The organism is Streptomyces sp. NBC_01485, from assembly GCF_036227125.1.
Taxonomy (GTDB): Bacteria; Actinomycetota; Actinomycetes; order Streptomycetales; family Streptomycetaceae; genus Streptomyces.
The window spans coordinates 2461354-2487640 of record NZ_CP109435.1 but is presented as its reverse complement, the minus strand read 5'-3'; the positions used below and the strand labels follow the sequence as shown (position 1 = coordinate 2487640).

General features: G+C 69.7%; 23 protein-coding genes and 1 riboswitch. Of the genes, 16 read left to right on the top strand and 7 right to left on the bottom strand.

The window, feature by feature from the left end; translation table 11 throughout:
• The first annotated feature begins 12 nt into the window (after positions 1 to 12).
• A complete protein-coding gene (locus OG352_RS11485) occupies positions 13 to 2250 on the top strand; it encodes a protein kinase domain-containing protein (RefSeq protein ID WP_329216501.1) in 2238 nt (745 codons plus the stop codon).
• A gap of 21 nt (positions 2251 to 2271) precedes the next feature.
• Here the strand turns inward: OG352_RS11485 and nadA are convergent, their stop codons facing one another.
• Positions 2272 to 3471, bottom strand: a complete 1200-nt coding sequence (gene nadA / locus OG352_RS11480; RefSeq protein WP_329216499.1) for a quinolinate synthase NadA — start codon at positions 3469 to 3471, stop codon at positions 2272 to 2274.
• 310 nt (positions 3472 to 3781) lie between these two features.
• Between nadA and erpA the strand changes: the two genes are divergently transcribed.
• Positions 3782 to 4138 (top strand): iron-sulfur cluster insertion protein ErpA, encoded by a 357-nt coding sequence (erpA, locus tag OG352_RS11475; RefSeq protein WP_030039301.1) that lies wholly within the window; start codon positions 3782 to 3784, stop codon positions 4136 to 4138.
• A gap of 117 nt (positions 4139 to 4255) precedes the next feature.
• Here the strand turns inward: erpA and OG352_RS11470 are convergent, their stop codons facing one another.
• Entirely contained in the window at positions 4256 to 6088 is a 1833-nt protein-coding gene (locus OG352_RS11470) for a hypothetical protein (RefSeq protein ID WP_329216496.1), read from the bottom strand.
• A 139-nt stretch (positions 6089 to 6227) separates the two neighbouring features.
• A complete protein-coding gene (locus tag OG352_RS11465; RefSeq protein ID WP_329216494.1) occupies positions 6228 to 6437 on the bottom strand; it encodes a hypothetical protein in 210 nt (69 codons plus the stop codon).
• 130 nt (positions 6438 to 6567) lie between these two features.
• Between OG352_RS11465 and OG352_RS11460 the strand changes: the two genes are divergently transcribed.
• Positions 6568 to 7542 carry a carbohydrate kinase family protein gene (locus OG352_RS11460; RefSeq protein ID WP_329216493.1) on the top strand — a complete coding sequence of 325 codons (975 nt, stop codon included), beginning with the start codon at positions 6568 to 6570 and terminating at the stop codon, positions 7540 to 7542.
• Positions 7543 to 7561: 19 nt separating this feature from the next.
• Here the strand turns inward: OG352_RS11460 and OG352_RS11455 are convergent, their stop codons facing one another.
• A complete protein-coding gene (locus OG352_RS11455) occupies positions 7562 to 8923 on the bottom strand; it encodes a cysteine desulfurase/sulfurtransferase TusA family protein (RefSeq protein WP_329216492.1) in 1362 nt (453 codons plus the stop codon).
• A gap of 321 nt (positions 8924 to 9244) precedes the next feature.
• Here OG352_RS11455 and ctaC point away from each other — a divergent pair, with 321 nt between their 5' ends.
• The 4 genes from ctaC (at position 9245) to OG352_RS11435 (ending at position 13717) form a co-directional block, all read left to right on the top strand.
• Complete coding sequence (gene ctaC, locus OG352_RS11450; protein ID WP_329216490.1) at positions 9245 to 10204, top strand: aa3-type cytochrome oxidase subunit II; 960 nt, start codon at positions 9245 to 9247, stop codon at positions 10202 to 10204.
• Complete coding sequence (gene ctaD, locus OG352_RS11445; protein WP_329216488.1) at positions 10201 to 11937, top strand: aa3-type cytochrome oxidase subunit I; 1737 nt, start codon at positions 10201 to 10203, stop codon at positions 11935 to 11937. Before ctaC ends, ctaD begins: the two co-directional genes overlap by 4 nt.
• Entirely contained in the window at positions 11934 to 12332 is a 399-nt protein-coding gene (locus OG352_RS11440) for a cytochrome c oxidase subunit 4 (RefSeq protein WP_329216487.1), read from the top strand. Before ctaD ends, OG352_RS11440 begins: the two co-directional genes overlap by 4 nt.
• A 131-nt stretch (positions 12333 to 12463) precedes the next feature.
• A complete protein-coding gene (locus OG352_RS11435) occupies positions 12464 to 13717 on the top strand; it encodes a L,D-transpeptidase (protein ID WP_329216486.1) in 1254 nt (417 codons plus the stop codon).
• Between the two features lie 102 nt (positions 13718 to 13819).
• Here the strand turns inward: OG352_RS11435 and OG352_RS11430 are convergent, their stop codons facing one another.
• Positions 13820 to 14224: a hypothetical protein gene (locus OG352_RS11430; protein ID WP_329216484.1), complete on the bottom strand. Its 405-nt coding sequence runs from the start codon at positions 14222 to 14224 to the stop codon at positions 13820 to 13822.
• 178 nt (positions 14225 to 14402) lie between these two features.
• Between OG352_RS11430 and ctaE the strand changes: the two genes are divergently transcribed.
• From ctaE to OG352_RS11400, 6 genes are all read left to right on the top strand, one after another.
• Complete coding sequence (gene ctaE / locus OG352_RS11425) at positions 14403 to 15023, top strand: aa3-type cytochrome oxidase subunit III (RefSeq protein ID WP_329216482.1); 621 nt, start codon at positions 14403 to 14405, stop codon at positions 15021 to 15023.
• A gap of 61 nt (positions 15024 to 15084) precedes the next feature.
• Entirely contained in the window at positions 15085 to 15897 is an 813-nt protein-coding gene (gene qcrC, locus OG352_RS11420) for a cytochrome bc1 complex diheme cytochrome c subunit (RefSeq protein ID WP_329216480.1), read from the top strand.
• Positions 15894 to 16955 carry a cytochrome bc1 complex Rieske iron-sulfur subunit gene (qcrA, locus tag OG352_RS11415; RefSeq protein ID WP_329216479.1) on the top strand — a complete coding sequence of 354 codons (1062 nt, stop codon included), beginning with the start codon at positions 15894 to 15896 and terminating at the stop codon, positions 16953 to 16955. The genes qcrC and qcrA overlap by 4 nt, the downstream gene beginning before the upstream one ends.
• The gene (qcrB, locus tag OG352_RS11410) at positions 16952 to 18589 is read left to right on the top strand and encodes a cytochrome bc1 complex cytochrome b subunit (protein ID WP_329216477.1); all 1638 of its coding nucleotides are present in this window, start codon (positions 16952 to 16954) and stop codon (positions 18587 to 18589) included. The genes qcrA and qcrB overlap by 4 nt, the downstream gene beginning before the upstream one ends.
• A gap of 176 nt (positions 18590 to 18765) precedes the next feature.
• Positions 18766 to 19830 (top strand): anthranilate phosphoribosyltransferase, encoded by a 1065-nt coding sequence (trpD, locus tag OG352_RS11405; RefSeq protein WP_329216476.1) that lies wholly within the window; start codon positions 18766 to 18768, stop codon positions 19828 to 19830.
• A gap of 74 nt (positions 19831 to 19904) precedes the next feature.
• Positions 19905 to 20021, top strand: a riboswitch (SAM riboswitch).
• A gap of 154 nt (positions 20022 to 20175) precedes the next feature.
• Positions 20176 to 21549 (top strand): aminotransferase class V-fold PLP-dependent enzyme, encoded by a 1374-nt coding sequence (locus OG352_RS11400; protein WP_329216475.1) that lies wholly within the window; start codon positions 20176 to 20178, stop codon positions 21547 to 21549.
• A gap of 18 nt (positions 21550 to 21567) precedes the next feature.
• Here the strand turns inward: OG352_RS11400 and OG352_RS11395 are convergent, their stop codons facing one another.
• Together OG352_RS11395 and OG352_RS11390 are read right to left on the bottom strand one after the other, a co-directional pair.
• Positions 21568 to 21849, bottom strand: coding sequence for an Lrp/AsnC family transcriptional regulator (locus tag OG352_RS11395; protein ID WP_057579946.1), 282 nt, complete (start codon positions 21847 to 21849; stop codon positions 21568 to 21570).
• 471 nt (positions 21850 to 22320) lie between these two features.
• Positions 22321 to 23037, bottom strand: coding sequence for a rhomboid family intramembrane serine protease (locus tag OG352_RS11390; protein ID WP_329216473.1), 717 nt, complete (start codon positions 23035 to 23037; stop codon positions 22321 to 22323).
• A gap of 182 nt (positions 23038 to 23219) precedes the next feature.
• Here OG352_RS11390 and OG352_RS11385 point away from each other — a divergent pair, with 182 nt between their 5' ends.
• The 3 genes from OG352_RS11385 to OG352_RS11375 all read left to right on the top strand — a co-directional run bounded on the left by OG352_RS11385 (position 23220) and on the right by OG352_RS11375 (position 26094).
• On the top strand, positions 23220 to 23459 hold the full coding sequence (locus OG352_RS11385; protein ID WP_020129990.1) for a hypothetical protein: 240 nt from the start codon (positions 23220 to 23222) through the stop codon (positions 23457 to 23459).
• 38 nt (positions 23460 to 23497) lie between these two features.
• Entirely contained in the window at positions 23498 to 24841 is a 1344-nt protein-coding gene (locus OG352_RS11380) for an NYN domain-containing protein (protein WP_329216472.1), read from the top strand.
• Between the two features lie 212 nt (positions 24842 to 25053).
• Positions 25054 to 26094 carry a C40 family peptidase gene (locus OG352_RS11375; protein ID WP_329216471.1) on the top strand — a complete coding sequence of 347 codons (1041 nt, stop codon included), beginning with the start codon at positions 25054 to 25056 and terminating at the stop codon, positions 26092 to 26094.
• Positions 26095 to 26287: the final 193 nt, after the last annotated feature.

The following is a 26287-nucleotide window of genomic DNA, read 5'->3' as shown; positions in this document are numbered from 1 at the left end:
GGGAACAGGGCCGTGCCTCTGCACAAGGACGACCCGAAGGCACTCGGCGGATACCGCATCGTCGACCGTCTCGGGGCCGGAGGCATGGGCGTCGTCTACCGGGCCCGGTCGCGCTCGGGGCGTGAGGTCGCCGTCAAGGTGGTGCACGCCCAGTACGCCGAGGACGCGGTGTTCCGCGCCCGCTTCCGGCAGGAGATCGACGCCGTCCGCAAGGTGAGCGGCGCGTTCACCGCCCCGGTCGTGGACGCCGACCCGGACGCTGTACGGCCCTGGATGGCCACCCAGTACGTGCCCGGCCCCGCGCTCTCCGCCCGCATCCGCGAGCACGGCCCCCTACGGGGCGCGGAACTGCGGCGCCTCGCCCTCGGGCTGGTCGAGGCGCTGCGGGAGATCCACCGGGCCGGGGTCGTCCACCGCGACCTCAAGCCCGCCAACGTCCTGATGGCCGAGGATGGCCCCCGGGTCATCGACTTCGGCATCTCCCGTGCCGCCGAGAACCAGACCCTCACCGAGACCGGTCACGCGATCGGCACCCCGCCGTTCATGTCGCCGGAGCAGTTCAAGGACGCCCGGTCGGTCGGCCCCGCCTCGGACGTCTTCTCGCTCGGCGCGCTGCTGGTGTTCGCCGTGACCGGGCGCGGCCCCTTCGACGCCGACAGCCCGTATCTGACGGCGTGGCGGGTGATGCACGAGGAACCGACGGTGGACGCGGTCGCCGAGCCGCTGCGCGCGGTCCTGACCCGCTGCCTGGCCAAGGACGCCGACGACCGGCCCGGACTCGACGAGCTGGCAGGGGAGTTCGCGGAGGCGCTGCCCGAACCCGCGCCGGGCGACCCGGAGACGGTGACCCTGCGTCTGCCGCCCGCGCCCGCGGCGAGCGAGGAGCCGGGACCGGTCGCCGCCCCGCCCCGCACGGGCCGCCGCTCCCGGCTGCGCCGGTGGCCGGTCCTGGCCGGCGTGGCGGGGCTCCTGGCCGTGGCCCTCACCGGTTACCTGCTCGGCTTCACCCCGTTCACCAGGAGCGAGTCGGGGGAGTCGGACAGCACCGGCTCCGACTCCGCCGGCTGGGAGCCCCTGCCCAACGGCTGGCAGCCCTGGCGGACCTCGGTGTTCGGGACCGCCGCGAGCGGGGTGACGAAGCCGCTGGGCGGCGGGGCCTCCGACACCGGCAGCACCTCCCTGTCCTGCGCCATGGGACCGGGCGCCCTGTACTGCGGCGGCAACGCCACCCTCCCGGTCCGGGTCGACGGGGTGACGGGCCGGCTCGTCTGGCGGGCCGACTCCCTGCCCTCGGGCGTGACACGGGAGGCGTACGGCAGCACCGTCCTCGGGGTGCACGACGGCGTGCTGCTGGTCTCCCAGACGGTCCTGAACAGCGCGGGCAACGACCAGGCCACGACCGTCGTCGCCCTCGACTCCGCCACCGGCGAGCGGCTCTGGTCGCGCCCGGTGAGCACGAGCGGCGCCACCGCCGCCGCCCTCGTGGGCGATCTGCTGCTGGTCCCGGACGGCGACGGGGTGACCGCCCGCGACCCACGCGACGGCACCGCGCGCTGGACGGCCACGCTGCCCGCCGGGCCCACCTACGGATGCCGGTTCTACGACGTAGACAGCGTCCCGTACGCCGGCTGCACCGACGCGGGCACACCGTCGCGCACCGTGTTCTACGCCGTCGACCCGGCCGACGGCTCGACCCGGAAGGTGAGCGTGCCGGACGGCGACGTCGTCCACGTCGGCACCGTCGGCGGCGATCTGGCCTTCGTGATGTACGCCGCGCGGGACACCGGGAGTTCCGCGGAGTCGGCGTACGCCCAGGTCCTGCTGATCGACCCGGGCACCGGCGCCGTACGCAAGAGGAAGCTGGCGGGCGACCCGCGCGGCGCGGTGGCACTGGTGGGCGGAGTGCTCTGCTTCGCCTCCTCCGCGGGGCAACTGGTCGCCCACTCGCCCGAGACGGGCGAGCGGCTGTGGCGGACCTCGACGACCCTTCAGCAGCCCGGTACTCCCGTCGCCGACGCGCGGGGACAGGCGGTGTTCGCGGCCAGCGCCTCCGGACGGGTCGCCGCCCTCGACATCGGGACGGGCAGCCTGCTGTGGGAGTCACCCGCGCGGGCCGAGCAGGTCGTCGGGGCCGGTTATGCCTCGGCGCAGGTGTTCACCGACAAGGGCGCCCTGGTGGTGCTCAGCCCCGACGGCACCGTCTTCACGCTGGACCCGGCCCACCCCGACCAGGAGCCGCTGGCGGGGTGATCCGGGCCCACGGGAGCGCGGCTACGGCAGCGCCAGCATCCGCTCCAGCGCCAGCTTCGCGAACTTCTCGGTCTCGTCGTCGACCTGGATCCGGTTGACCAGCTTGCCCGCGGCCAGCGACTCCAGGGTCCAGACCAGGTGGGGGAGGTCGATGCGGTTCATGGTCGAGCAGAAGCAGACCGTCTTGTCGAGGAAGACGATCTCCTTGCCCTCGGGCGCGAAACGGTTCGCCAGGCGGCGCACCAGGTTCAGCTCGGTCCCGATGGCCCACTTCGAGCCGGCCGGGGCCGCCTCCAGCGCCTTGATGATGTACTCGGTCGAGCCGACGTAGTCCGCCGCCGCCACGACCTCGTGCCGGCACTCGGGGTGCACGAGCACGTTGACGCCGGGGATCCGGGCGCGCACGTCCTCCACCGACTCCACGCTGAAGCGGCCGTGCACCGAGCAGTGGCCGCGCCACAGGATCATCTTCGCGTCGCGCAACTGCTCGGCGGTCAGCCCGCCGTTCGGCTTGTGCGGGTTGTACAGGACGCAGTCCTCCAGGGACATGCCCAGGTCGCGGACGGCGGTGTTGCGGCCGAGGTGCTGGTCGGGCAGGAACAGCACCTTCGTCGTCGCGGGGCCGTCCCCTTGCTCGAAGGCCCACTCCAGCGCGCGCTGGGCGTTCGACGAGGTGCAGATCGTGCCGCCGTGCCTGCCCGTGAACGCCTTGATGTCGGCGGACGAGTTCATGTACGAGACGGGCACGACCTGCTCGGCTATGCCGGCCTCGGTCAGCACGTCCCAGCACTCGGCGACCTGCTCGGCCGTCGCCATGTCGGCCATCGAACAGCCGGCGGCGAGGTCGGGGAGGACCACCTTCTGGTCGTCCGACGTCAGGATGTCGGCCGACTCGGCCATGAAGTGCACACCGCAGAAGACGATGTACTCGGCCTCCGGGCGGGCGGCCGCGTCCCGGGCCAGCTTGAAGGAGTCGCCCGTGACGTCGGCGAACTGGATGACCTCGTCGCGCTGGTAGTGGTGGCCGAGCACGAAGACCTTGTCTCCGAGCTTCTCCTTGGCCGCGCGCGCCCGCTCCACCAGGTCCGGGTCGGACGGGGAGGGCAGGTCGCCGGGGCACTCGACACCCCGCTCGCTCTTCGGGTCGGCGTCACGGCCGAGCAGCAACAGGGCGAGCGGAGACGGCTGTACGTCGAGCTCCGTGGTCTGGGCGGCGGTCACGACACGCACCCTTTCTTTCTGCTTTTCGTCGAACTGACGTTATCTATGATAACCCGCATAAAGTCACTTTGACGATGGTCATAGCGTCGATGTGACGTGAATCCCGAAGACGCCCTGCAGATGCCGTGGAGGCGCCCCGAAGACACGCTGGAGGCGGGCCGAGAGGCGTTTTCCGCTCGCAACCGCATGTGCGAGCATGAGAAGGGAACGACAAGAGAAGCAAGACAAGAGCTGGGCCCGGAATGAATCCGCGGCCCCGTCGGTTGCAACCGTCGGCAAGCAGTCTCCGTACAACCCGGGAGAGATGTAGATGTCCGTATCGGACGAGACCAGCACCGTCACCGACGGCATCATTCTGTCCGACGCCGCCGCGGCGAAGGTCAAGGCCCTGCTCGACCAGGAAGGCCGTGAAGACCTGGCCCTGCGCGTCGCCGTTCAGCCCGGCGGCTGCTCCGGCCTGCGCTACCAGCTCTTCTTCGACGAGCGTTCCCTCGACGGTGACGTCGTCAAGGACTTCGACGGCGTCAAGGTCGTCACCGACCGCATGAGCGCCCCGTACCTGGGCGGCGCGTCGATCGACTTCGTCGACACCATCGAGAAGCAGGGCTTCACGATCGACAACCCGAACGCGACGGGCTCCTGCGCCTGCGGCGACTCCTTCAGCTAAGCCGTCACAGCCCGTTTCCGGGCTGGTCCGGCTGACCGGCACACGAAGGCGGCGACCCCCTCCAACGGGGCCGCCGCCTTCGCCGTTCGCCGTACCGCCGGCTACCGGACCACCGGGCTACTGCACCTGCGGCAGCCGCGCCCCCGGCTTCTCCAGCGGGATCGTCGTGCCGTCGGAGCCGACCACCTTGCGGCTGCCCAGCGACGCGTCCAGTTGCACGGTCTGGTGGAACTGCTTGGCGATCATGATGCAGATCTTGTCCGGCCAGGGCGTCTCGGTCACGGTGACCTTCACCTCGCCCCCGCTCTCGGCCGCCGTCGCCTTGTAGTCGGCGCACACCCCGCCGGTGAAGCTCACGACCAGCGCGTCGCCCTCGACGGTGTAGCCGTCCACCTGCACGTCACGCGTCTGCGAGCTGCCGGACGGCGTCGGGGCGGGCGTGGGCGTCGTGGCGGACTTCAGATACGCCGGCTCGACGGCCGGCTGCGTCACCGTGTAGCCGTCCGCCGCCCCCGCCGCCTTCACGTCGAACAGCCAGGACGGTACGAGCACCTGCCGGCCGCCCGAGGTGTGCGGGGCGAGCCCGAGCACCGCGTCCTCGACCGTCACCGTCTCCTGCGTCGGCGCCGCCGTCGACGAACCGCACGGACTCTCCAGCCGGTCCTTCAACGGCACCGGGCTGGCACACCCGCCGATGCCCATCCGGTGATCGGTCCCCGGGGTCGCCGGAGTCTCCGGAGCCCCCGGCACCGAGTTCAGTGCGTCCAGCGCCTCCTGAGCGCTCAGCAAGGGGTACGTGTCGCCCTTCGCCGGCGTCTCCAGTTGCCCGTTCCCGCCGACGACCTCGCCCTGCGCGTTGACGCTGATCCCGGTCGTCCACCCGTAGGTGGGCAGGCCGCCGATCACCGGGTCGGCGTTCACCACCCGCTGGGCGCCCATGATCTGGCTCGCGTCCACCTTGGCGTCGTCCTGCCCCACCGCCTTCAGGACCGGCGCCGCCGCCTTCTTCGCGACCGCCTCGCTCACCGGGTCGCCGGCCGGGGCCACGGTGCCCGGGGTGCACTTGACGGTGCCGCCCGTGCAGTTGTCGGTGCCGGGCGTGTACCGGGTGAACGTCCACGTGCCCGGCGCCTGCCGGTTCACCCGCAGCACCGGCCCCGAGCCGTCGTTCCCGGAACCGACCTTCCAGGCATCGCCCTCGATCATCGGCGTCCCCGCGGCCCCCAGCGCCTTCGCCAGCCGGGCCACGTCGTCCTTCGTGACCTCGCCCTTCGCCCAGTACGCGGACGCGGAGCCGGGACCGTCCGGAAGCGTGCCGACGGCCTTGTACGTCACCCCGTAAGGGTTCGGCTCACCGGGCGCGATGCCGTTCGTACCGCCCTCGGGGGTACCCGTACCCCCGGAGTAGTCGTCCAGGAGGAGCGCCGCCGGGGTGCCGTCCCCGGAGGGCGCCCCGGAGCCGGCCCCGCCGCCCGAGCCGCTGACGGCGCTGGAGGTGAGGTACGCCCCACCGCCACCCACCAGCAGCACAGCGGCGGCGGCGACGGAGGCGATCAGCACGGGGGAGCGCCGCCGCGACCCGGATCCGGACTCGTCCGCGTCCGGATCCGTGCCCGGGACAGAAACGACGGAAGGTTCCTCGGCGTCCGGCACGGAATCCGCAACGGGTTGGTCAGCAACGGAGGCCGCAGGGGGTTCGTCCGTGCCGGAGGCCGCAACGGGTTCCTCCGTGCCGGAGTCCGCGCCGGAAGCCGCAGCGGCGGCCGGCTCCGCGGATTCCGGCGCGGGGAGGCCGGGCTCCGCGACAGCCTCGGGGAGACCGGACTCCTCGGCCTTCGCCTCTTCGTGGCCCGTCTCGTCCGTCTCGTCCGTCTCGTTCGTCGCTTCCGTCTTTACCGGCTCTTCCGGCTCGCGCGCGGCGTCGTCGTTCTCGGGTCGCTCGGTGGTCACCGCATCGCTCCTTCGGCTGCCCTGCTGTCGTACCTCACATCCCCTTTACGGGGGACGCCGATGGGACGCGCCGGGGGAGCGCACGGTTCCCTTCCGAGCGCCCTGCCGAGGGAAACAGGTGAGAACCGAGGGAAATCCCCTAGTTGCCGTAGTCGGGCATCGCCTCCAGCAGCCGCGCCGACTTCGCCGGGACGCTCACGCCGTGGATGAGTGACGGGGAGACCGGCAGGGAAGTGATCTTCTCCGGGGTCGCCCAGTGCGGAGCCATCCGGGCGCCGTCCCCGCGCAGCGACGCCAGGTCGCCGTCGAGGTCGGCCGGAACGGGGACGTGGACCTTGAGGTTCGTCATAACCGAACCGTGGCACGCCCGGGCCTGCGAAGAAAGATCTACTATCGGGTAGTTTCGGCTGCTTCAGTGGCGCCGGGCGACCGGGTAGCGTGAACTGTCAATCCCCCCTCCCCACAGGAGTGTCCACGCCGTGCGCATCGCAGTCACCGGCTCCATCGCGACCGACCACCTCATGACGTTCCCCGGCCGCTTCGCCGACCAGCTGGTCGCGGACCAGTTGCACACGGTCTCGCTGTCCTTCCTGGTCGACAACCTGGACGTGCGCCGGGGCGGCGTGGGCGCGAACATCGCCTTCGGCATGGGCCAGCTGGGGACCAGCCCGGTCCTGGTCGGCGCCGCGGGCGCGGACTTCGACGAGTACCGGGCCTGGCTGGACCGGCACGGTGTCGACACCAGCTCGGTCCGTATCTCCGAGACCCTGCACACGGCCCGTTTCGTCTGCACCACCGACGCCGACCACAACCAGATCGGCTCCTTCTACACGGGCGCGATGAGCGAGGCCCGCCTGATCGAGCTGAAGACCGTCGCCGACCGGGTGGGCGGCCTCGACCTGGTCCTGATCGGCGCCGACGACCCCGAGGCGATGCTCCGGCACACCGAGGAGTGCCGTTCCCGCTCGATCCCCTTCGCCGCCGACTTCTCCCAGCAGATCGCCCGGATGAACGGCGACGAGATCCGGATACTGCTGGAGGGCGCCACGTACCTCTTCTCCAACGAGTACGAGAAGGGCCTCATCGAGTCCAAGACCGGCTGGAGCGACGCCGAGATCCTCACCAAGGTCGGCCACCGCGTCACCACCCTCGGCTCGCGCGGCGTCCGTATCGAGCGGGCCGGCGAGGACCCGATCGAGGTCGGCTGCCCGGAGGAGGACGCCAAGGTCGAGCCGACGGGCGTCGGCGACGCCTTCCGCGCCGGCTTCCTCTCCGGCCTCGCCTGGGGCGTCTCCCACGAGCGCGCCGCGCAGATCGGCTGCATGCTCGCCACCCTCGTCATCGAGACGGTCGGCACCCAGGAGTACCGCCTGCGCCGCACCCACTTCATGGACCGCTTCACCAAGGCGTACGGCGACGAGGCCGCGACCGAGGTCCGTAAGCACCTGGTGTGACGTAAGAACCTGGTGTGACTCAGGAGAGCCGGCGGACCACATAGACCGCACCGCGGTCCGCCGGCTCCTCACCGACGTACTCCTGCCCCCGCATCTCGCACCACGCGGGGATGTCGAGCCGGGCCGCCTCGTCGTCGGACAGCACCCGCACCGTGCCCCCGACCGGCACGTCCCCGATGACCTTCGCCAGCTCGATGACGGGGATCGGACACCGCCTGCCCAGCGCGTCCACGACGAGCGCCTCCCCCCGCACCTCCGCCACCTGCGCGGACGCCGACACAGGTGCCCCGAGCCGCTCCCGCACCCCGGCCACGGCCCCCGGCAGCACGGCGAGGAACCGCTCCACGTCCTCCTCGGCGACCCCCGCCGGCAACGAAACCCGCACGTTTCCCTCACTCAGTACTCCCATCGCCCTCAGCACATGGCTGGGCGTCAACGTGCTGCTGGTGCACGACGACCCGGACGAGACGGAGAACCCCGCCCGGTCCAACTCGTGCAGCAGCGCCTCCCCGTCGACGTACAGGCACGAGAACGTGACGATCCCCGGCAGCCGCCCCTCCGGATCCCCGACCACCTCCACATCAGGGACCAGCGCGGGCACCCGTACCCGGATCCGCTCCGTCAGCTCCCGCAGCCGTACCGCCTCCCGGTCGGCCTCGGCGCGCACGGCCCGCAGGGACGCGGCGGCCGCCACGACCGCGGGCAGCCCGCCGAACTCCTCCGCCTCCCGCGCCGCGAACCGCACGCCCTTGCGGACGACGAGCAGCCCGACCCCCGCCGGTCCGCCCCACTTGCGCGCCCCGGCCGTCAGCACCGACCAGTCCCCGGCCACCCGCCCCCACCCGAGCGACTGGGCCGCGTCCACCAGCAGCGGCACCCCCGCGGCCCGGCACGCCTCGGCCACCGCCGCCACCGGCTGCTCGGTCCCCACCTCGTGGTTGGCGGACTGCAGACAGGCGAGCGCGGTGTCGGCCCGCAGCGCCTCGGCGTACGACCCGACGGTCGCCGCTCCCGTCCGCGTCACCGGCACGTGGGTCACCGACCCACCCTCCGCCTCGAACGCCTCGGCCGAATGGAGTACCGAGGAGTGTTCGACCGATGACACGATCAGGTGACGTCCCACCCGCCGCCGCCCGGCCAACGCCCCCGCGATGCCGCTCTGCACGGCCCGCGTCCCGGACGACGTGAACACCAGCTCGTCGGCCCGGCACCCGACGGCGTCCGCGACCGTCTCCCGCGCCGCGTCCAGCAGCAGGCGGGCCCGCCGCCCTTCCCGGTAGAGGCGTGCGGGATCGGCCCACCCTTCGTCGAGCGAGGCCAACAGCGCCTGACGAGCGACGGGATGAAGGGGGGCGGCGGAGGCCGCGTCGAAGTAGGACACACGGCAACGGTAAGACGCGGGCGGGCCGAACCGGGGCGCGGCACCGTGCCGAGGTGCGGCTCCGCCACGTGGGCCCGACCAGCCACAACGAAAGCCGCACTCGCCGCACAACCCGCATTGACGACCTATTAGGCGCCTATCCCACCCCTTCGGGGTGACCCGCGGCGCGTATGCCACCCTCCCCGCGACCCCCCTGAAGGCGTCGGCTAGGGTTTGGTCCGCATAAACATCCAAACCCCTGCCCGACGCAGGGCGGCGACCGACCCGCGAGAAGGCAGGCCGCAGCCAACCGCGCGGGCGAGACTCTCGGGAAGGCGCTACGTGAGTCCCAACGGCTCCGACCGCTCGCCGCGGCGCCCGATGCGGCGGAAGCTGCTGCAGGCAATGACCGCGGGCCTGGTCCTGGCGACCGCCACCGGTTGCACATACAAGGACTTCCCCCGCCTTGGTATGCCCACCCCCGTCACAGAAGAGGCGCCACGCGTCCTCTCCCTGTGGCAGGGCTCCTGGGCCGCCGCGCTGGCCACCGGCGTGCTGGTGTGGGGCCTGATCCTGTGGAGCGTTTTCTTCCACAGGCGCAGCCGCACGAAGATCGAGGTTCCTCCGCAGACCCGGTACAACATGCCCATCGAGGCGCTGTACACGGTGGTCCCGATCATCATCGTCTCGGTCTTTTTCTACTTCACGGCCCGTGACGAGTCGAAGCTGCTGAGCCTCGACAAGAAGCCCGACGTCACGGTGAACGTGGTCGGCTTCCAGTGGAGCTGGTGCTTCAACTACATCGAGAACGTCGAAGGTTCCGACGGGGACGCGAAGACCGACAAGAACCTGGCCGCCATCCCGGACCGGTTCAAGACGGACTTCCCGGACAACGCGGGTGGCACGTACACCTGCGGCGTCCCCAACGAGCGGAACCCGCAGACCAACAACCCGGGCCCGACCCTCTGGCTCCCCGAGGGCAAGACGGTCCGCTTCATCCTGACCTCGCGTGACGTCATCCACGACTTCTGGGTGGTGCCGTTCCTCATGAAGCAGGACGTCATCCCGGGTCACACCAACTCCTTCCAGGTGACCCCCAACAGGGAGGGCACCTTCCTGGGCAAGTGCGCCGAGCTCTGCGGCGTCGACCACTCCCGGATGCTCTTCAACGTGAAGGTCGTCTCCCAGGAGCGCTACGAGCAGCACCTCAAGGATCTCGTGAAGAAGGGGCAGACCGGTTACGTTCCCGCGGGCATCGAGCAGACGAGCCACGAGAAGAACCGGGAGACGAACAACCTGTGAGCATCCTCAACGAACCCCAGGGTGCCGCGGCAGCTGAAGACTCCTACGAGAATGAGCTGCCGGTCCGGCGCAAGCAGCCCGGCAACGTCGTCGTGAAGTGGCTGACGACCACCGACCACAAGACCATCGGTACGTTGTACCTGGTCACGTCGTTCGCGTTCTTCTGCATCGGTGGCGTGATGGCGCTCTTCATGCGCGCCGAGCTGGCCCGGCCGGGCCTGCAGATCATGTCGAACGAGCAGTTCAACCAGGCGTTCACGATGCACGGCACGATCATGCTGCTGATGTTCGCGACGCCGCTGTTCGCCGGCTTCACGAACTGGATCATGCCGCTCCAGATCGGTGCGCCGGACGTCGCCTTCCCGCGGCTGAACATGTTCGCCTACTGGCTGTACCTGTTCGGCTCGCTCATCGCCGTCGCCGGCTTCCTCACCCCGCAGGGTGCGGCCGACTTCGGCTGGTTCGCCTACGCCCCGCTGTCGGACGCGGTCCGCTCGCCCGGCATCGGCGCCGACATGTGGATCATGGGCCTGGCCTTCTCCGGCTTCGGCACGATCCTCGGCTCGGTCAACTTCATCACCACGATCATCTGCATGCGCGCACCGGGCATGACCATGTTCCGCATGCCGATCTTCGTGTGGAACGTGCTGCTGACCGGTGTCCTGGTCCTGCTGGCCTTCCCGGTCCTCGCGGCCGCGCTGTTCGCCCTGGAGGCGGACCGGAAGTTCGGCGCCCACGTCTTCGACGCGGCCAACGGCGGCGCGTTGCTGTGGCAACACCTCTTCTGGTTCTTCGGCCATCCAGAGGTGTACATCATCGCCCTGCCGTTCTTCGGCATCATCTCCGAAGTGATCCCGGTGTTCTCCCGCAAGCCGATGTTCGGCTACATGGGCCTGATCGCCGCGACCATCTCGATCGCCGGTCTGTCCGTCACGGTGTGGGCGCACCACATGTACGTCACCGGTGGCGTACTGCTGCCGTTCTTCTCCTTCATGACGTTCCTCATCGCCGTACCAACGGGCGTGAAGTTCTTCAACTGGATCGGAACGATGTGGAAGGGCTCGCTGTCCTTCGAGACACCGATGCTGTGGGCGACGGGCTTCCTCATCACCTTCACCTTCGGCGGTCTGACCGGCGTCATCCTGGCCTCGCCGCCGCTGGACTTCCACGTGTCCGACTCGTACTTCGTGGTGGCGCACTTCCACTACGTCGTCTTCGGCACCGTCGTCTTCGCGATGTTCTCCGGCTTCCACTTCTGGTGGCCGAAGTTCACCGGCAAGATGCTCGACGAGCGGCTCGGCAAGATCACCTTCTGGACGCTGTTCGTCGGCTTCCACGGCACCTTCCTGGTCCAGCACTGGCTGGGCGCCGAGGGCATGCCGCGCCGTTACGCCGACTACCTGGCGGCCGACGGCTTCACCGCCCTGAACACGATCTCGACGATCAGCTCGTTCGTCCTCGGTCTGTCCGTCCTGCCGTTCTTCTACAACGTGTGGAAGACCGCCAAGTACGGCAAGCCGGTCGGCGTCGACGACCCGTGGGGCTACGGCCGCTCCCTGGAGTGGGCGACCTCCTGCCCGCCGCCGCGCCACAACTTCCTCACCCTGCCGCGGATCCGCAGTGAATCCCCGGCGTTCGACCTGCACCACCCGGAGATCGCCGCGCTCGAGCAGCTGGAGCACGCCGGCCACGGTGCCAGCGCCATCACGGGCAGCAAGGAGGCCGGCAAGTGAAGGTCCAAGGCAGGATGTTCACCTGGCTGAGCGTCTTCATCCTCGTCATCGCGATCGTCTATGGCGTGTGGTCGAAGGAGCCGGCCGGCACCACGGCCCTCTTCCTGGCCTTCGGCCTGTCCATCATGATCGGCTTCTACCTGGGCTTCACCGCCCGGCGGGTCGACGCGGGCGCGCAGGACAACAAGGAAGCGGACGTCGCGGACGACGCCGGCGAGCTGGGCTTCTTCAGCCCGCACAGCTGGCAGCCGCTGTCGCTCGGCATCGGCGGCGCCCTGGCCTTCCTGGGCGTCGCGGTGGGCTGGTGGCTGCTCTACTTCTCCGTCCCGCTGATCCTCATCGGCCTGTGGGGCTGGGTCTTCGAGTACTACCACGGTGAGAGCCGCACCCAGTAGCACGCGTTGAACGCGGCGTGAGCCCGGACACTCCGTCAGGAGGGTCCGGGCTCACGCTTTTGGCGTAGCGGACGTCCTCCGTCCGTGTCACTCAGCGCGCCACGGTTGACGCGGCTCCCTAGCGTGAAGTCATGAGCCACGAACCCCGCCCCCGCACCGTCGTCGGCTGCACCCTGCTGGTGATCGCCCTGGGCGCGGTCGCAAGCGCCTGCGGCTCGGACGGCAACCCCCTCTCCGCGCGCCCCTACGACGCGACGGACCAGATCTCCTTCAACGGCCCCAAGGACGACGGCAGGAAGGCCGATCCGGACAAGCCGCTCGAAGTCACCGCCGAGGACGACGACCGCATCACGGACGTCACCGCCGTGGACGGCACAGGCCGCTATCTCGCGGGCGAACTCTCCGCCGACGGCAGCCGCTGGCACAGCACCGAGCCGCTGGCCGCAGGCGTCCGCTACACGGTCCGGGTGAGCACCGAGGACGACGACGGCGCCCCCGGCCGCCGGGTCCTCACCTTCGACACCGGCAAGCCCACCACGAAGAAGCGCCTGACGGTCACCTTCGGCCCCGACGCCGGCGAATACGGCGTCGGCCAGCCCGTCACCGCCAAGCTGGACCAGCCCGTCAAGGACCCCGCCCAGCGGGCCGTCGTCGAACGGGCCCTCAAGGTCGACTCCACGCCCTCGGCGCCGGGCGCCTGGCACTGGGTGGACGACAAGGAACTCCACTACCGCCCCAAGGACTACTGGCCCGCCCACGCCACCCTCCGCGTCCACAGCAACCTGGACGGCATCAAGATCGGCGACCGGCTGTGGGGCGGCCCCGCGAAGGACCTCAAGCTCACGACCGGCGACCGGGTCATCGCCGTGACGGACGCGTCGTCGCACTCCATGACGGTCTTCAAGAACAACGAGGAGATCAAACAGCTCCCCGTCACCACCGGAAAGCCCGGCTTCGATACCCGCAACGGCATCAAGGTCGTCCTGGGCAAGGAGTACTTCGTACGGATGCGCAGCACCACCGTCGGCATCTCGGAAGGCTCCTCGGAGTCCTACGACCTGCCCGTCTACTACGCCACCCGTGTCACCTGGAGCGGCGAGTACGTCCACGCCGCCCCCTGGTCCGTGGGCTCCCAGGGTTACGCGAACGTCAGCCACGGCTGCACGGGCATGAGCACGGCCAACGCCGAGTGGTTCTTCGACAACGTCCGCGCCGGCGACGTCGTCCAGGTCGTCAACAGCGCCGGCGACACGATGGAGACCTTCGGCAACGGCTTCGGCGACTGGAACCTGACCTGGCCGAACTGGACCAAGGGCAGCGCCCTGACAGCCGCCAAGCAGAACACGGACCAGCAGACGTCAAGACTCAGTCCAGCGGCCGTGTAGCACCCTGGGGGCGCGGGGCCGTATCGATGTGCGGCTCCGCCGCGTGGGCGCGACCAGCCACAGCGGACCCGCAGACGCCACAGAACCCTGCGCCCCAGCCCCTCAGGCGCTCTGCTGAAGCCCCTTGGCCCGCAGCAGAGAAGCAAGCGCCCCCGCGAACTCCACAGGCTCCACAGGCAACGTCACGGCCGCGTCAGCCCGACTCCACGTGGCCAGCCACGCGTCCTGAGGCCGCCCGATGAGCACGAGCACCGGCGGACACCGGAACACCTCGTCCTTGATCTGCCGGCACAACCCCATGCCGCCCAACGGCGAGGCCTCCCCGTCGAAGACGCAGACGTCGATCCCGCCCTTGTCCAGCTCCCTGACGGCCGCGGCCGGCGTCGCGCACTCCACGAACTCCACCAAGGGGGCGTCCGGCGCGGGCCTGCGCCCCGCCGCGAGCCGTACCTGCTCGCGGGTGTTGGAGTCGTCGCTGTAGACCAGCACCGTGGCGGTCGCCTGCATGCTTCCTCCGTGACATCAGCGTCGTACGGACAGAACCGATGCCGCGGATGCTACTCCCTTGAACACCCGGTCAACACCGGTTGGAACACCACTTCGATGGGCCATACGGGCAGTACACACGGTGTGAACACTCCGAACGGCACCCCCCGGAGTGAGGGCGGGATAAGGGACCGACATAATGTCGGTCGTGGCGACAGCAACGACAGTAGAAACCGGGCACGCGCACCCGTCGGTCAATCGGCCGAACCTGACCAGCGTCGGAACCATCATCTGGTTGAGCTCCGAGCTGATGTTCTTCGCGGCCCTCTTCGCGATGTACTTCACCCTGCGATCGGTGACAGGTCCCGACCACTGGAAGGAGATGGCAGCCCATCTGAACTTCCCGTTCTCGGCGACGAACACCACGATCCTGGTGCTCTCCTCCCTCACCTGCCAGCTCGGCGTCTTCGCCGCCGAGCGCGGTGACGTGAAGAAGCTCCGGATGTGGTTCATCGTCACCTTCATCATGGGTGCGATCTTCATCGGCGGTCAGATCTACGAGTACACGGAGCTGGTGAAGGAGGACGGGCTCTCGCTCTCCTCCGACCCGTACGGCTCGGTGTTCTACCTGACGACCGGCTTCCACGGCATGCACGTGACGGGCGGCCTCATCGCCTTCCTGTTCGTTCTCGGGCGCACCTACGCGGCCAAGAGGTTCACTCACGAGCAGGCGACAGCGGCCATCGTCGTGTCCTACTACTGGCACTTCGTCGATGTCGTCTGGATCGGACTCTTCGCCACGATCTACATGATCAAGTAGCCGGGCCCGCTCCCGCACATCGCAAGCATCGACGCAGAAGATCCTGACACCGGGGTAATCCGTGAAAAAGCTCTCCGCACGACGACGCCATCCGCTGGCGGCGCTCGTCGTCCTACTCCTCGCGCTGGCATGCACAGGGGGGCTGTACGCCGTGTTCGCGCCTGCGAGCAAGGCGCAGGCAGACGACACCGCCCAGTCCCTCGCCATCGACGAGGGCAAGAAGCTCTACGCCGTAGGCTGCGCCAGTTGCCACGGCACCGGCGGTCAGGGCAGCTCTGACGGTCCGAGCCTGGTCGGCGTCGGCGCCGCGGCCGTCGACTTCCAGGTCGGCACCGGCCGTATGCCGGCGGCGACCTCCCAGGGCGCCCAGGTGCCCGCCAAGAAGGTCATCTACACGCAGGCGCAGATCGACCAGCTCGCCGCGTACATCTCCGCCCTCGGCGCCGGTCCGTCCGTCCCGACCGAGGCCGACTACGGCCCGGAGGGCGCGGACATCGCCAAGGGTGGCGAACTGTTCCGCACCAACTGCGCGCAGTGCCACAACTTCACCGGCAAGGGCGGCGCCCTCACCGAGGGCAAGTACGCTCCGACGCTGGAGGACGTGGACCCGAAGCACATGTACGAGGCCATGCAGACCGGCCCGCAGAACATGCCTTCCTTCCCCGACACCACGCTGTCGGAGCAGAACAAGAAGGACATCATCGCGTACCTGCACGCGGTCAACAGTGACGAGACGAACAACCCCGGTGGGCTGGAACTGGGCGGCATCGGGCCGGTCAGTGAGGGCCTGTTCTCCTGGATCTTCGGCCTCGGCGCCATGATCGCGGTCGCCGTCTGGGTCGCCGCTCGGACCGCAAAGGCCAAGAAGTCATGAGTAGCCAAGACATTCCAGAAGAGAACCTGCCCGCTGAGCAGGGCCACCACGCGCACGGCGCCGTGGACGTCGCGGACGAGCAGAACCCGTTCGCAGACCCGGGGCTGCCGCCCCACGAGCACCGCATCCAGGACATCGACGAGCGGGCCGCCAAGCGGTCCGAGCGTGCGGTCGCCTTCCTGTTCACGCTGTCGATGCTCTCCACGGTCGCCTTCATCGCCTCGTACGTGGCGATCCCCGCCGACAAGTCGATCTTCGTGTTCCCGATCGGCCACCTCAGCGCGCTGAACTTCGCGCTGGGTCTGACGCTGGGCACGGCGCTGTTCACCATCGGCGCCGGCGCGGTCCACTGGGCCCGCACCCTGATGTCGGACGAGGAGGTCGCCGACGAGCGCCACCCGATCGCCGCGTCCCCCGAGGTCCGTGCCAAGGTCCACGCGGACTTCAAGCAGGGCGCCAAGGAATCGGGCATGGGCCGGCGCAAGCTGATCCGCAACACGATGTTCGGCGCGGTCGCCCTGGTGCCGCTGTCCGGCGTCGTGCTGCTGCGCGACCTCGGCCCGCTGCCCGAGGACAAGCTCCGGCACACGCTGTGGGCCAAGGGCAAGCTGCTCGTCAACATGAACACGAACGAGCCGCTGCGTCCCTCGGACGTCGCCGTCGGTTCGCTCACCTTCGTCAAGCCCGAGGGCCTGGAGGAGCACGACGAGGAGTTCCAGAACGAGATCGCCAAGGCGGCCCTGATGATCGTCCGGCTCCAGCCGGACGACATCAAGGACAAGCAGGAACTCGACTGGTCCTTCCAGGGCATCGTGGCGTACTCGAAGATCTGCACGCACGTCGGTTGCCCGATCTCGCTGTACGAGCAGCAGACGCACCACGTGCTGTGCCCCTGCCACCAGTCCACCTTCGACCTCTCCGACGGCGCCAAGGTCATCTTCGGCCCGGCCGGTCACGCCCTGCCGCAGTTGCGCATCGGTGTGAACGACGAGGGCTACCTCGAGGCGCTCGGCGACTTCGAAGAGCCCGTCGGTCCTGCATTCTGGGAGCGCGGATGAGCACCACAGAGACCACAGAGTCCCGCGAACGCGGGAAGGCGCCGGCCGGCGAACGTGTCGCCGACTGGGCCGACGGCCGGCTCGGGATCTACTCCCTGGCCAAGGCCAACATGCGCAAGATCTTCCCCGACCACTGGTCGTTCATGCTGGGCGAAGTGTGCATGTACAGCTTCGTCATCATCATCCTGACGGGTGTGTATCTGACGCTGTTCTTCCACCCGTCGATGAGCGAGGTGGAGTACCACGGCAGCTACGTCCCGCTCCAGGGACAGCTGATGTCCGAGGCGTTCAGCTCGACCCTGCACATCTCGTTCGACGTGCGCGGCGGTCTGCTCATCCGGCAGATCCACCACTGGGCGGCGCTGATCTTCCTCGCCGGCATGTTCGTGCACATGATGCGCGTGTTCTTCACGGGCGCGTTCCGCAAGCCGCGTGAGATCAACTGGCTGTTCGGCTTCCTGCTGTTCGTCCTGGGCATGTTCACCGGCTTCACCGGTTACTCGCTCCCGGACGACCTGCTCTCCGGCACCGGCGTCCGCTTCACCCAGGGCGCCATCCTGTCGATGCCGATCGTCGGCACGTACATCTCGATGTTCCTGTTCGGCGGGGAGTTCCCGGGCCACGACTTCGTGGCGCGGTTCTACTCGATCCACATCCTGCTGCTGCCGGGCATCATGCTCGGCCTGATGGTGGGCCACCTGATCCTGGTCTTCTACCACAAGCACACGCAGTTCGCGGGCCCCGGCAAGAGCAACAAGAACGTCGTCGGCATGCCGCTGCTGCCGGTGTACATGGCCAAGGCCGGAGGCTTCTTCTTCCTGGTCTTCGGCGTCATCGCGGTCATCTCGGCCATCGCGCAGATCAACCCGGTCTGGGCCATGGGCCCCTACCGTCCGGACCAGGTGTCGACCGGCGCCCAGCCCGACTGGTACCTGGGCTTCGCCGAGGGTCTGATCCGCTTCATGCCGGGCTGGGAGATCAACCTCTGGGGTCACACGCTCGTCCTGGGCGTGTTCATCCCGCTGGTCCTGTTCGGTGTGGTCCTCGCCGCGCTGGCGGCCTACCCGTTCATCGAGTCGTGGATCACCGGCGACAGGCGCGAGCACCACATCCTGGACCGCCCGCGCAACGCGCCGACCCGTACGGCGCTGGGCGTCGCCTGGGTCACGATGTACATGATCACGCTGGTCGCCGGTGGCAACGACCTGTGGGCCACCCACCTCCACCTGTCGATCAACTCGATCACCTGGTTCGTCCGGATCTTCTTCTTCGTCGGACCGGTCATCGCGTACGTCTTCACCAAGCGGATCTGCCTCGGCCTGCAGCGCCGGGACCGGGACAAGGTGCTGCACGGCCGGGAGACCGGCACCATCAAGCGCCTGCCGCACGGTGAGTTCATCGAGATCCACGAGCCGCTCAGCCAGGAGCAGCTGCACACCCTCACCGCGCACGAGCAGTACGCGCCGGCCGCGATCGGCCCGTCGGTCGACGAGAACGGTGTCGAGCGCAAGGTGACGGGCAAGGAGAAGCTCCGCGCCAAGATCAGCGGGGCGTACTTCGGCGAGGACCAGCAGATCCCGAAGCCGACTGTCGAGGAGTACAAGGAGATCACGAGCGGCCACGGCCACCACTGATCACCTGATCACCAGGCGTCGCCACGCCAACCCCAAAGGGTCCCGTCCGGTCTTCGGACGGGGCCCTTTGCCGTGCCCACGGGCTGGATAGGGTGGGGTTCACAGGTCACTTTGTCCTGGCGACACATGACCGTGACGGCACATGACGACACACGACGACAGACACAGGAGCGGCTATGAGCGCTGTGACCCCCGCTGGAGGCGACACCGCGGCGGGCCGTTCCTGGCCCGAGGTGCTGAACGGTCTGCTGTCCGGCCGCGACCAGGGCGCCGACGCCACGTTCTGGGCGCTGGACCGGATCATGCGCGGCGAGGCGACCGACGCGCAGATCGCCGGGTTCGTGGTGGCGCTGCGGGCCAAGGGCGAGACCGTCGAGGAGATCAACGGGCTGGTCCGGGCGATGTACGAGCACGCCAACCTGATCGAGGTGCCGGGGCCGACCGTCGACATCGTCGGCACGGGCGGCGACGGCGCGAAGACGGTCAACATCTCCACGATGTCGGCGATCGTCGTGGCCGGCGCGGGCGCCACGGTCGTCAAGCACGGCAACCGGGCCGCGTCCTCCGCGTCCGGCGCCTCGGACGTCCTGGAGAAGCTCGGCGTCAATCTGGAGCTGGCGCCGGGGCGGGTGGCGGAGGTGGCCCAGGAGGCCGGGATCACCTTCTGCTTCGCGATCAAGTTCCACCCGGCGCTGCGTCATGTGGGCGCCGCGCGCGGCCAGTTGGGCATCCGCACGGTGTTCAACGTGCTCGGCCCGCTGACCAACCCGGCGAAGGTGCGCGCTCAGGCGGTCGGGGTCGCGGACCCGCGCATGGCGCCGGTCGTCGCGGGCGTCTTCGCCGAGCGCGGCAACTCGTCCCTGGTCTTCCGGGGCGACGACGGCCTGGACGAGCTGACCACGACGGCCACCTCCCGGGTGTGGGTGGTCCGCGACGGCAAGGTCACCGAGGAGTCCTTCGACCCGCGTGACGTCGGCCTCGACCTGGTCCCGGTGGAGGCCCTGCGCGGCGGGGACCCGTCGTTCAACGCGGAGGTGGCCCGCCGTCTCCTGGAGGGCGACACGGGCCCGGTGCGGGACGCCGTCCTGCTGAACTCGGCGGCGGCGCTCGTGGCGCTCGACCCGGGCGCCGGGACGCTGGCCGGGCAGCTCCGGGCCGGCATGGCCAGGGCGGCCGAGTCGATCGACTCCGGCGCGGCCAAGCGGTCCCTGGAGCGCTGGGTGGCCGCCAGCAACGCGTAGCCGGCGGTGGCGCGGTCCCGTGATCCGGACACGGGTTGCGGGATCGCGATCACTTCACGTACGTTCCTGTACCAGGTCATGAGTGACAGTCATGAGGCCCCGGCCGACTGTCCGGCAACCCTCCGTCCGTGGCGGGGTGCCCCGGGTGAAGACCAGGTCGTAGGCAGTGAGGTCTACGGCAAGCGCGGACCCCTCCCGCTCGTCGAGCGGACGCAGTCCAGGGGTCCTGGGTCTCGAGGGAGTCTTCCGTGAGCAAGCGAATGCGATAGGGCTACCGCCCCGCCTCCGCACACCCCTTTTCCGGCCGCCGCGCCGTTTCCTCCTTCCTCTCACGGGAGTTCCGTCATGTCTGTCTCCAGTGCTGCCTCCACCGCTGTCTCCGCCCGGACCATTTGTGCACCCCTGCCCGTTCTCGGCCGGGATGTCACCGTCCCGCTCGTGACGGGCGGCGAGGTCACCTACGCGGCGCTCGACTATGCGGCCAGCGCCCCCGCCCTCCAGCGCGTCTGGGACGACGTGGCGGCGTACGCCCCGTACTACGGCAGCGTCCACCGGGGCGCCGGCTACCTCTCCCAGCTCTCCACGGACCTCTTCGAGAACGCCCGCCGCACGGTCGAGGAGTTCCTCGACTGCCGCCCCGACGACCAACTGATCTTCACCCGTTCGACGACGGACTCCCTCAACCTGCTGGCGCGGGCGCTCCCCGCCGACTGCCAGGTCTTCGTCTTCGAGACCGAGCACCACGCCTCGCTGCTGCCCTGGCAGGACGCCCGGGTGACCTGCCTCGACGCCCCGCGCACCCCGCGCCAGGCCGTCGAGACCCTGGAGCGGGCCCTCGCCGACCGCGACCCCTCCGGCCCGGCCCTGGTCTGCGTCACCGGCGCCTCGAACGTCACCGGCGAGCTGTGGCCGGTCCGCGAACTGGCCGCCGCCGCCCACGCGCACGGCGCCCGGATCGTCCTGGACGCCGCCCAGTTGGCCCCCCACCACCCGGTCTCCGTCCGTGACCTCGACGTCGACTGGGTCGCCTTCTCCGGCCACAAGCTGTACGCCCCGTTCGGCTCCGGCGTCCTGGCCGGGCGGGCCGACTGGCTGGTCGAGGCCGCCCCGTACCTCGCGGGCGGCGGCGCCAGCCGCAAGGTCACGCGGCGCGCGGACGGGGGAGTGGACGTGGAGTGGCACGAGAGCGCCGCCCGCCACGAGGCCGGCTCGCCGAACGTGATCGGCGCCTACTCCATCGCCTCGGCCTGCAAGGCGCTCACCGAGGCCGGCTTCGACACACTGGTCGCCCGCGAGGAGCACCTGATCGCGAAGGTCCGGGCGGGCCTGGCCGAGGTGCCGCAGGTCAGGGTGTTGTCCCTGTTCGGCGACGACGCCCCGCGGGTCGGCGTGCTCTCCTTCGTCGTGGAGGGCTGGAACAGCTCCCACTTCGCCGCCGCCCTCTCCGCCGAGTACGGCATCGGCGTCCGCGACGGCCTCTTCTGCGCCCACCCGCTGGTCCGCACCCTGCTGGGCAGCGACCCGCAGACCCAGGGCGAGTGCGGCGCCCCCGAGGCGGCCCCGGGCGAGAAGTCCCTCAACGCGATCCGCGTCAGCTTCGGCGCCGGCACCCCCGACGAGCACGTGGAGCGCTTCGTCGACGCGGTGCGGGAACTGGTCGCCGAGGGCGCGCAGTGGCAGTACCGGACGGAAGGCGGCCGCTGCGTCCCGGCGGTGTAGGCGGTCAGGAGCCGGCGGTCAGGAGTCCAGGCCGATCGCGAACGCCGCCTCCAGGTCGTGCTGCGAGTACGTACGGAAGGCGACGTGCGTGTCCGTGCCCTCCACCCCCGGAATCTTGCTGATGCTGCCCGGGATGACCTCCGCCAGGTCCTCGTGCTGCTTCACCCGCACCATGGCGATCAGGTCGTAGGTCCCGGTGACGGAGAAGACCTCGCTCACGGACTCCAGCGAGGCGATCCGCTCGGCGATCTCGGGGATCCGGTCCACGCTGGTCTTGATGAGGACGATCGCGGTGATCACGGCTGGTTCTCTCCCTCGGGGGGCCGGAACTGGGCGGGCTTCACTCTATGACGTGAGCCGTGGCTCACCAAAGGCGGACAGGGATCGGCCGCCGGGGTCTCTCCGCCGGCCGCCTGCCGGCCCAACACGGTGCGAATCGGGCGTATCCGCTTGCCGCCCACCATGAATTCTTCAGGTAATTCCACGAGGCCGGTCAACTGTCGTTGCGCGGAGTTCTTTATCTGATTCTCGAGGAATTCAAAGAGAACGGTGTCGCGGAGTTCTCCGAGCCCGCGGATGGTGACCTGGCGGCACCGGGCGACGTGCTGGTGGGCGGGCGGTGATGCGGGCCACCGGCCGACTGGGTCTTGCGGATATGAATACGGATCTGTTTCCCGGTGGTCGAGTCGTTGGTGAGGGCATCGATCGGAACAAAGGGGGATGAGCGGTGTGACGCGCGCAGGGGCGCGGTTGAATCGGGGCGGAGGTCGCTCAGCCCGCCCCCGAGTCCGGCACCACCCCGGTCGTCCGCCGGCCGAAACGCGCCCACGCGTAGCCGAGCCCCAGGCCGAAGCCCACCAGGTGCGCCAGATACGCCACCCCCGGCCCCTGGGCCGCCTGCCCCGCCGCCACCCACTGCAGGGCCGCCCAGAACGGCAGTACGACCCACGCCGGGAAGCGCAGCGGCAGGAAGAACAGGAACGGCAGGAGACTGGTCACCCGCGCTCGGGGAAACAGGTACAGGAACGCGCCGAGGACCGCGGAGATCGCCCCGGAGGCGCCGACCAGGGACTGCGACGACTCGGCGTTGGCGGCGGCGTAGCCCAGCAGGGCCAGGTAGCCGCAGCCGAGGTAGAAGAGCGTGAACTCGACGCGGCCCATCCGCTCCTCGGTCAGCGCCCCGAAGACGTAGAGGAAGATCATGTTGCCCAGCAGATGCACCCAGCTGCCGTGGACGAAGAGGGCCGTGGCCGGGGTCAGGGCGGCCCGGGGGGCGCCCTCGAAGAGCTCGGCGGGCACCACGCCCCAGCGCCGGAAGTAGGCACGCTGCGCGGCCAGCAGTTCGTCGCCGGTGCCGTACGCCGGATCGAGTCCCGAGCCCGGGCCGATCAGGAAGACCAGACAGCACAGGGCGATCAGTCCGTAGGTCACCGGCGCCGAGGGGCTGCGGAGGGCTCTGCGGACGGTCCCGCTCCAGTTGCCGATCATGACCACAGAGCATGACGTAACGGGACGCACCATCCCCAGACCGCCTCGCCGCCGTGGACGGACGGGCGGCGGGTACCCGCCAGGCCGTAGGGTTACGAGCCACATGGACGGGGGAGCCTCCGGCGCGACCCGGCCCTGGAAGCACGACGGACGTATCACACTAGAAGGAGCGGAAAGTCACGATGACGGTTCCCCTGCCGACCGCCGCGACGCGGTGGCGCTGCACGCTCTGCGGCAACCTCACGCGGTTCGACGTGACGCGCTCGTCGAAGGTCGTCGAGTACGTGCACCTCGACCTCGCGGGCGAGCCGAAGGTCGAGGAGCGCGAGGTGGTCAGTGAGACCATCGAGTCGGTGCGGTGCCGCTGGTGCAACGCCGTGGACCAGGTGGAACTAGTGGATCGGCCGGGCGCCGGCTCCTGACGGGAGGCGGCCCCGCACGGATATGTGGGGTGTGACGGATGGTGGAGAGCGCAGGCGGGGGGCCGGGCGACGGCGCCGCCGAGATGCTCGACCGTCCGCTGCCGGACGGCGTGCGGCGCAGAGTCGTGCAGATCGTCTCCGACGGCTTCGGCGGGCTGACCGTCGGCGAACTGCCCGCCCAGTTGCGCCAGTACGCCCGGTTCGCGCCGAACCGGCGGGCCAAGTTCGCGGGCACCGCGATGGCGGCGGCGCTGGAGACCGACCCGCTGTTCCGGCAACGTATCGCCGAGAAGTTCAGAGAGGGTCAGCCGGAGCTGTCCGGCGCTCTCGACTCCGGCTCGCCGACCCCGGCCGCGGACCCGCTGGACGTTGCGGCCGCGGCCTATGTGCTGCGGCCCACGGGCTGGGTGAAGCTGGTCACCGCGGCCGGTGAGGAGGCCCAGCGGGCGGACGCCGAGCGCGCCGGCGAAGAGAGCCGGGCCGAGCTGGAGCGGCTGCGTGAGGAGCTCGACCGGGCCCGTGAGCAGACCCGGACCGACACCGAGCGGCTGCGTACGGAGCTGGACGCGGCGAAGAAGGAGGCCGAGTCGCTGCACCGCAAGCTGCGTTCGGCCCTCAGCGACGTCAAGCGCGGTGAGGCCGCGCTGCGCAAGGTGCAGGGCGAGATGGAGACCGTGCGCTCCGAGGGGCAGACGCAGGTGTCCGCCGCGGAGAGCGAGAGCAGGCGGCTGAAGGCGCGGCTCGGCGAGGTGGAAGGCAGCCTGGAGGCCACCCGGCGGGCGGCGCGCGAGGGCCGCAGCGTCGAGGACATGCGGCTGCGGCTGCTGCTGGACACCGTGCTCGACGCGGCTCAGGGGCTGCGCCGGGAACTGGCGTTGCCGCCGCTGTCGGTACGGCCGGCGGAGACCGTCGACGCGGTCGAACCGGGCCGGATGACCCCGAAGGACATCGCGGCGCGCGCCCTGTCGGAGCACGATCCGGCCATCCTCGACCAGCTTCTCGCGCTGCCGCAGGCGCATCTCGTCGTCGACGGCTACAACGTCACCAAGACCGGCTATCCGCAGATGCCGCTGGAGAAGCAGCGGCTCAGGCTCCTCGGGCAGCTCTCGCAGCTCGCCGCGCAGACCGGCGCCGAGGTCACCTGCGTCTTCGACGGGGCAGAACTGGCCGCTCCGGTGCTCCTCGCGCCGCCGCGCGGGGTGCGGGTGCTGTTCTCCAAGCCGGGCGTGACCGCCGACGAGCTGATCCGTCAACTGGTGCGGGCCGAGCCGCCCGGCCGGCCGGTGATCGTCGCCTCGACCGACCGCGAGGTGGCCGACGGGGTCGCCAGGGCGGGCGCCCGGCCGGTGGCTTCCGCGGTACTTCTGAAGCGACTGTCCTGAACGTTGAAGTTTCAGGTTTAATGACCGAATTGGCGGATTCGTCGCGCAACGTAGTGTCAATCGTGCATCACTGCACGTGAGTTGTGTGAAAAAACTGCGTTGCGCGATGCGTTTTTTTCGCCCGGGGATTTGAACTGATCACGGCAAGGTCACTAAGGTTTGGTCCTCGAACCTCCACACGGGTGATCACTCAAAAGAAGGAGCCCGTCTCCGTGGCGTCCCACCGTCGACCGAAGCAGCCCAGTCGCACCCGCGTGACCGTGCTGACCACCGCAGCCGCCGCTGCCGTCGTCCTGAGCTCCCAGGCCGCCAACGCGGCGCCCAGCGAGAAGCTCAACAAGGACGAGGTCAAGACCAAGGTCGACAAGCTCTACGAAGAGGCGGAGCAGGCCACCGAGCAGTACAACGGGGCCCAGGAGAAGCAGGAGAAGCTCCAGAAGGAGATCTCCACCATCCAGGACAACGTCGCCCGCGGGCAGGCGGACCTCAACGAACTGCGCGACTCCATAGGCCTGGCGGCCGCCGCCCAGTACCGCACCGGTTCCATCGACTCCTCCCTGCAGCTCCTCCTCTCCTCGAATCCGGACGACTTCCTGGACAAGGCGTCCACCGCCGACCAGCTCAGCGCCCAGCAGGTCGAGGCGCTGAAGAAGATCCAGGAGAAGCAGCGCGAGCTCGCCCAGGAGCGCAGCGAGGCGTCCACCAAGCTCAAGGACCTCGCCTCCACCCGCACCGAACTGGGCAAGAAGAAGAAGGAAGTCCAGGGCAAGCTGGCCGAGGCGCGGGAGCTCTACAACACGCTGACGGCCAAGGACAAGGCCGACCTCGCCGCCGACCAGGACCGCGCGAGCCGCTCCTCCTCCGAGCGCGTCGACCTCGGGGACACCGGCTCCGCCTCCGGCCGCGCCGCCGCCGCGTTCTCCGCCGCCCAGTCCAAGATCGGCACGCCGTACGTCTACGGCGCCACCGGCCCGTCCTCCTACGACTGCTCGGGCCTCACCTCCTGGGCCTACGCGCAGGCCGGCGTCGGCATCCCGCGGACCTCGGAGGCCCAGGCCAACACCGGGACGCGCATCTACTCGCAGAGCGACCTCCAGGTCGGCGACCTGGTGTTCTTCTTCAACGACCTGCACCACGTCGGCCTCTACGCGGGCAACGGCCAGATCCTGCACGCCCCGCGCACCGGAACCGTCGTGCGCTACGAGTCGATGAGCACGATCGGCGGCCCGTTCATGTTCGGCGTCCGGGTCTGATCAACCCCGAAACGTGGGTCCGATCAATCTCAAGATCGGGACACCACGCCGCCCGAACGGGCGAATCATGACGACGAGAAGTGACCCCACGCCCCGCCGGTGACCTGCGTCAGCGGCGGGGCGTCACTGTCTGTGCCCACCGAGGTCTTTGGCCGACCCCCCGCCGCGGGGCTACTGTCTGCCGCGTTTCCCT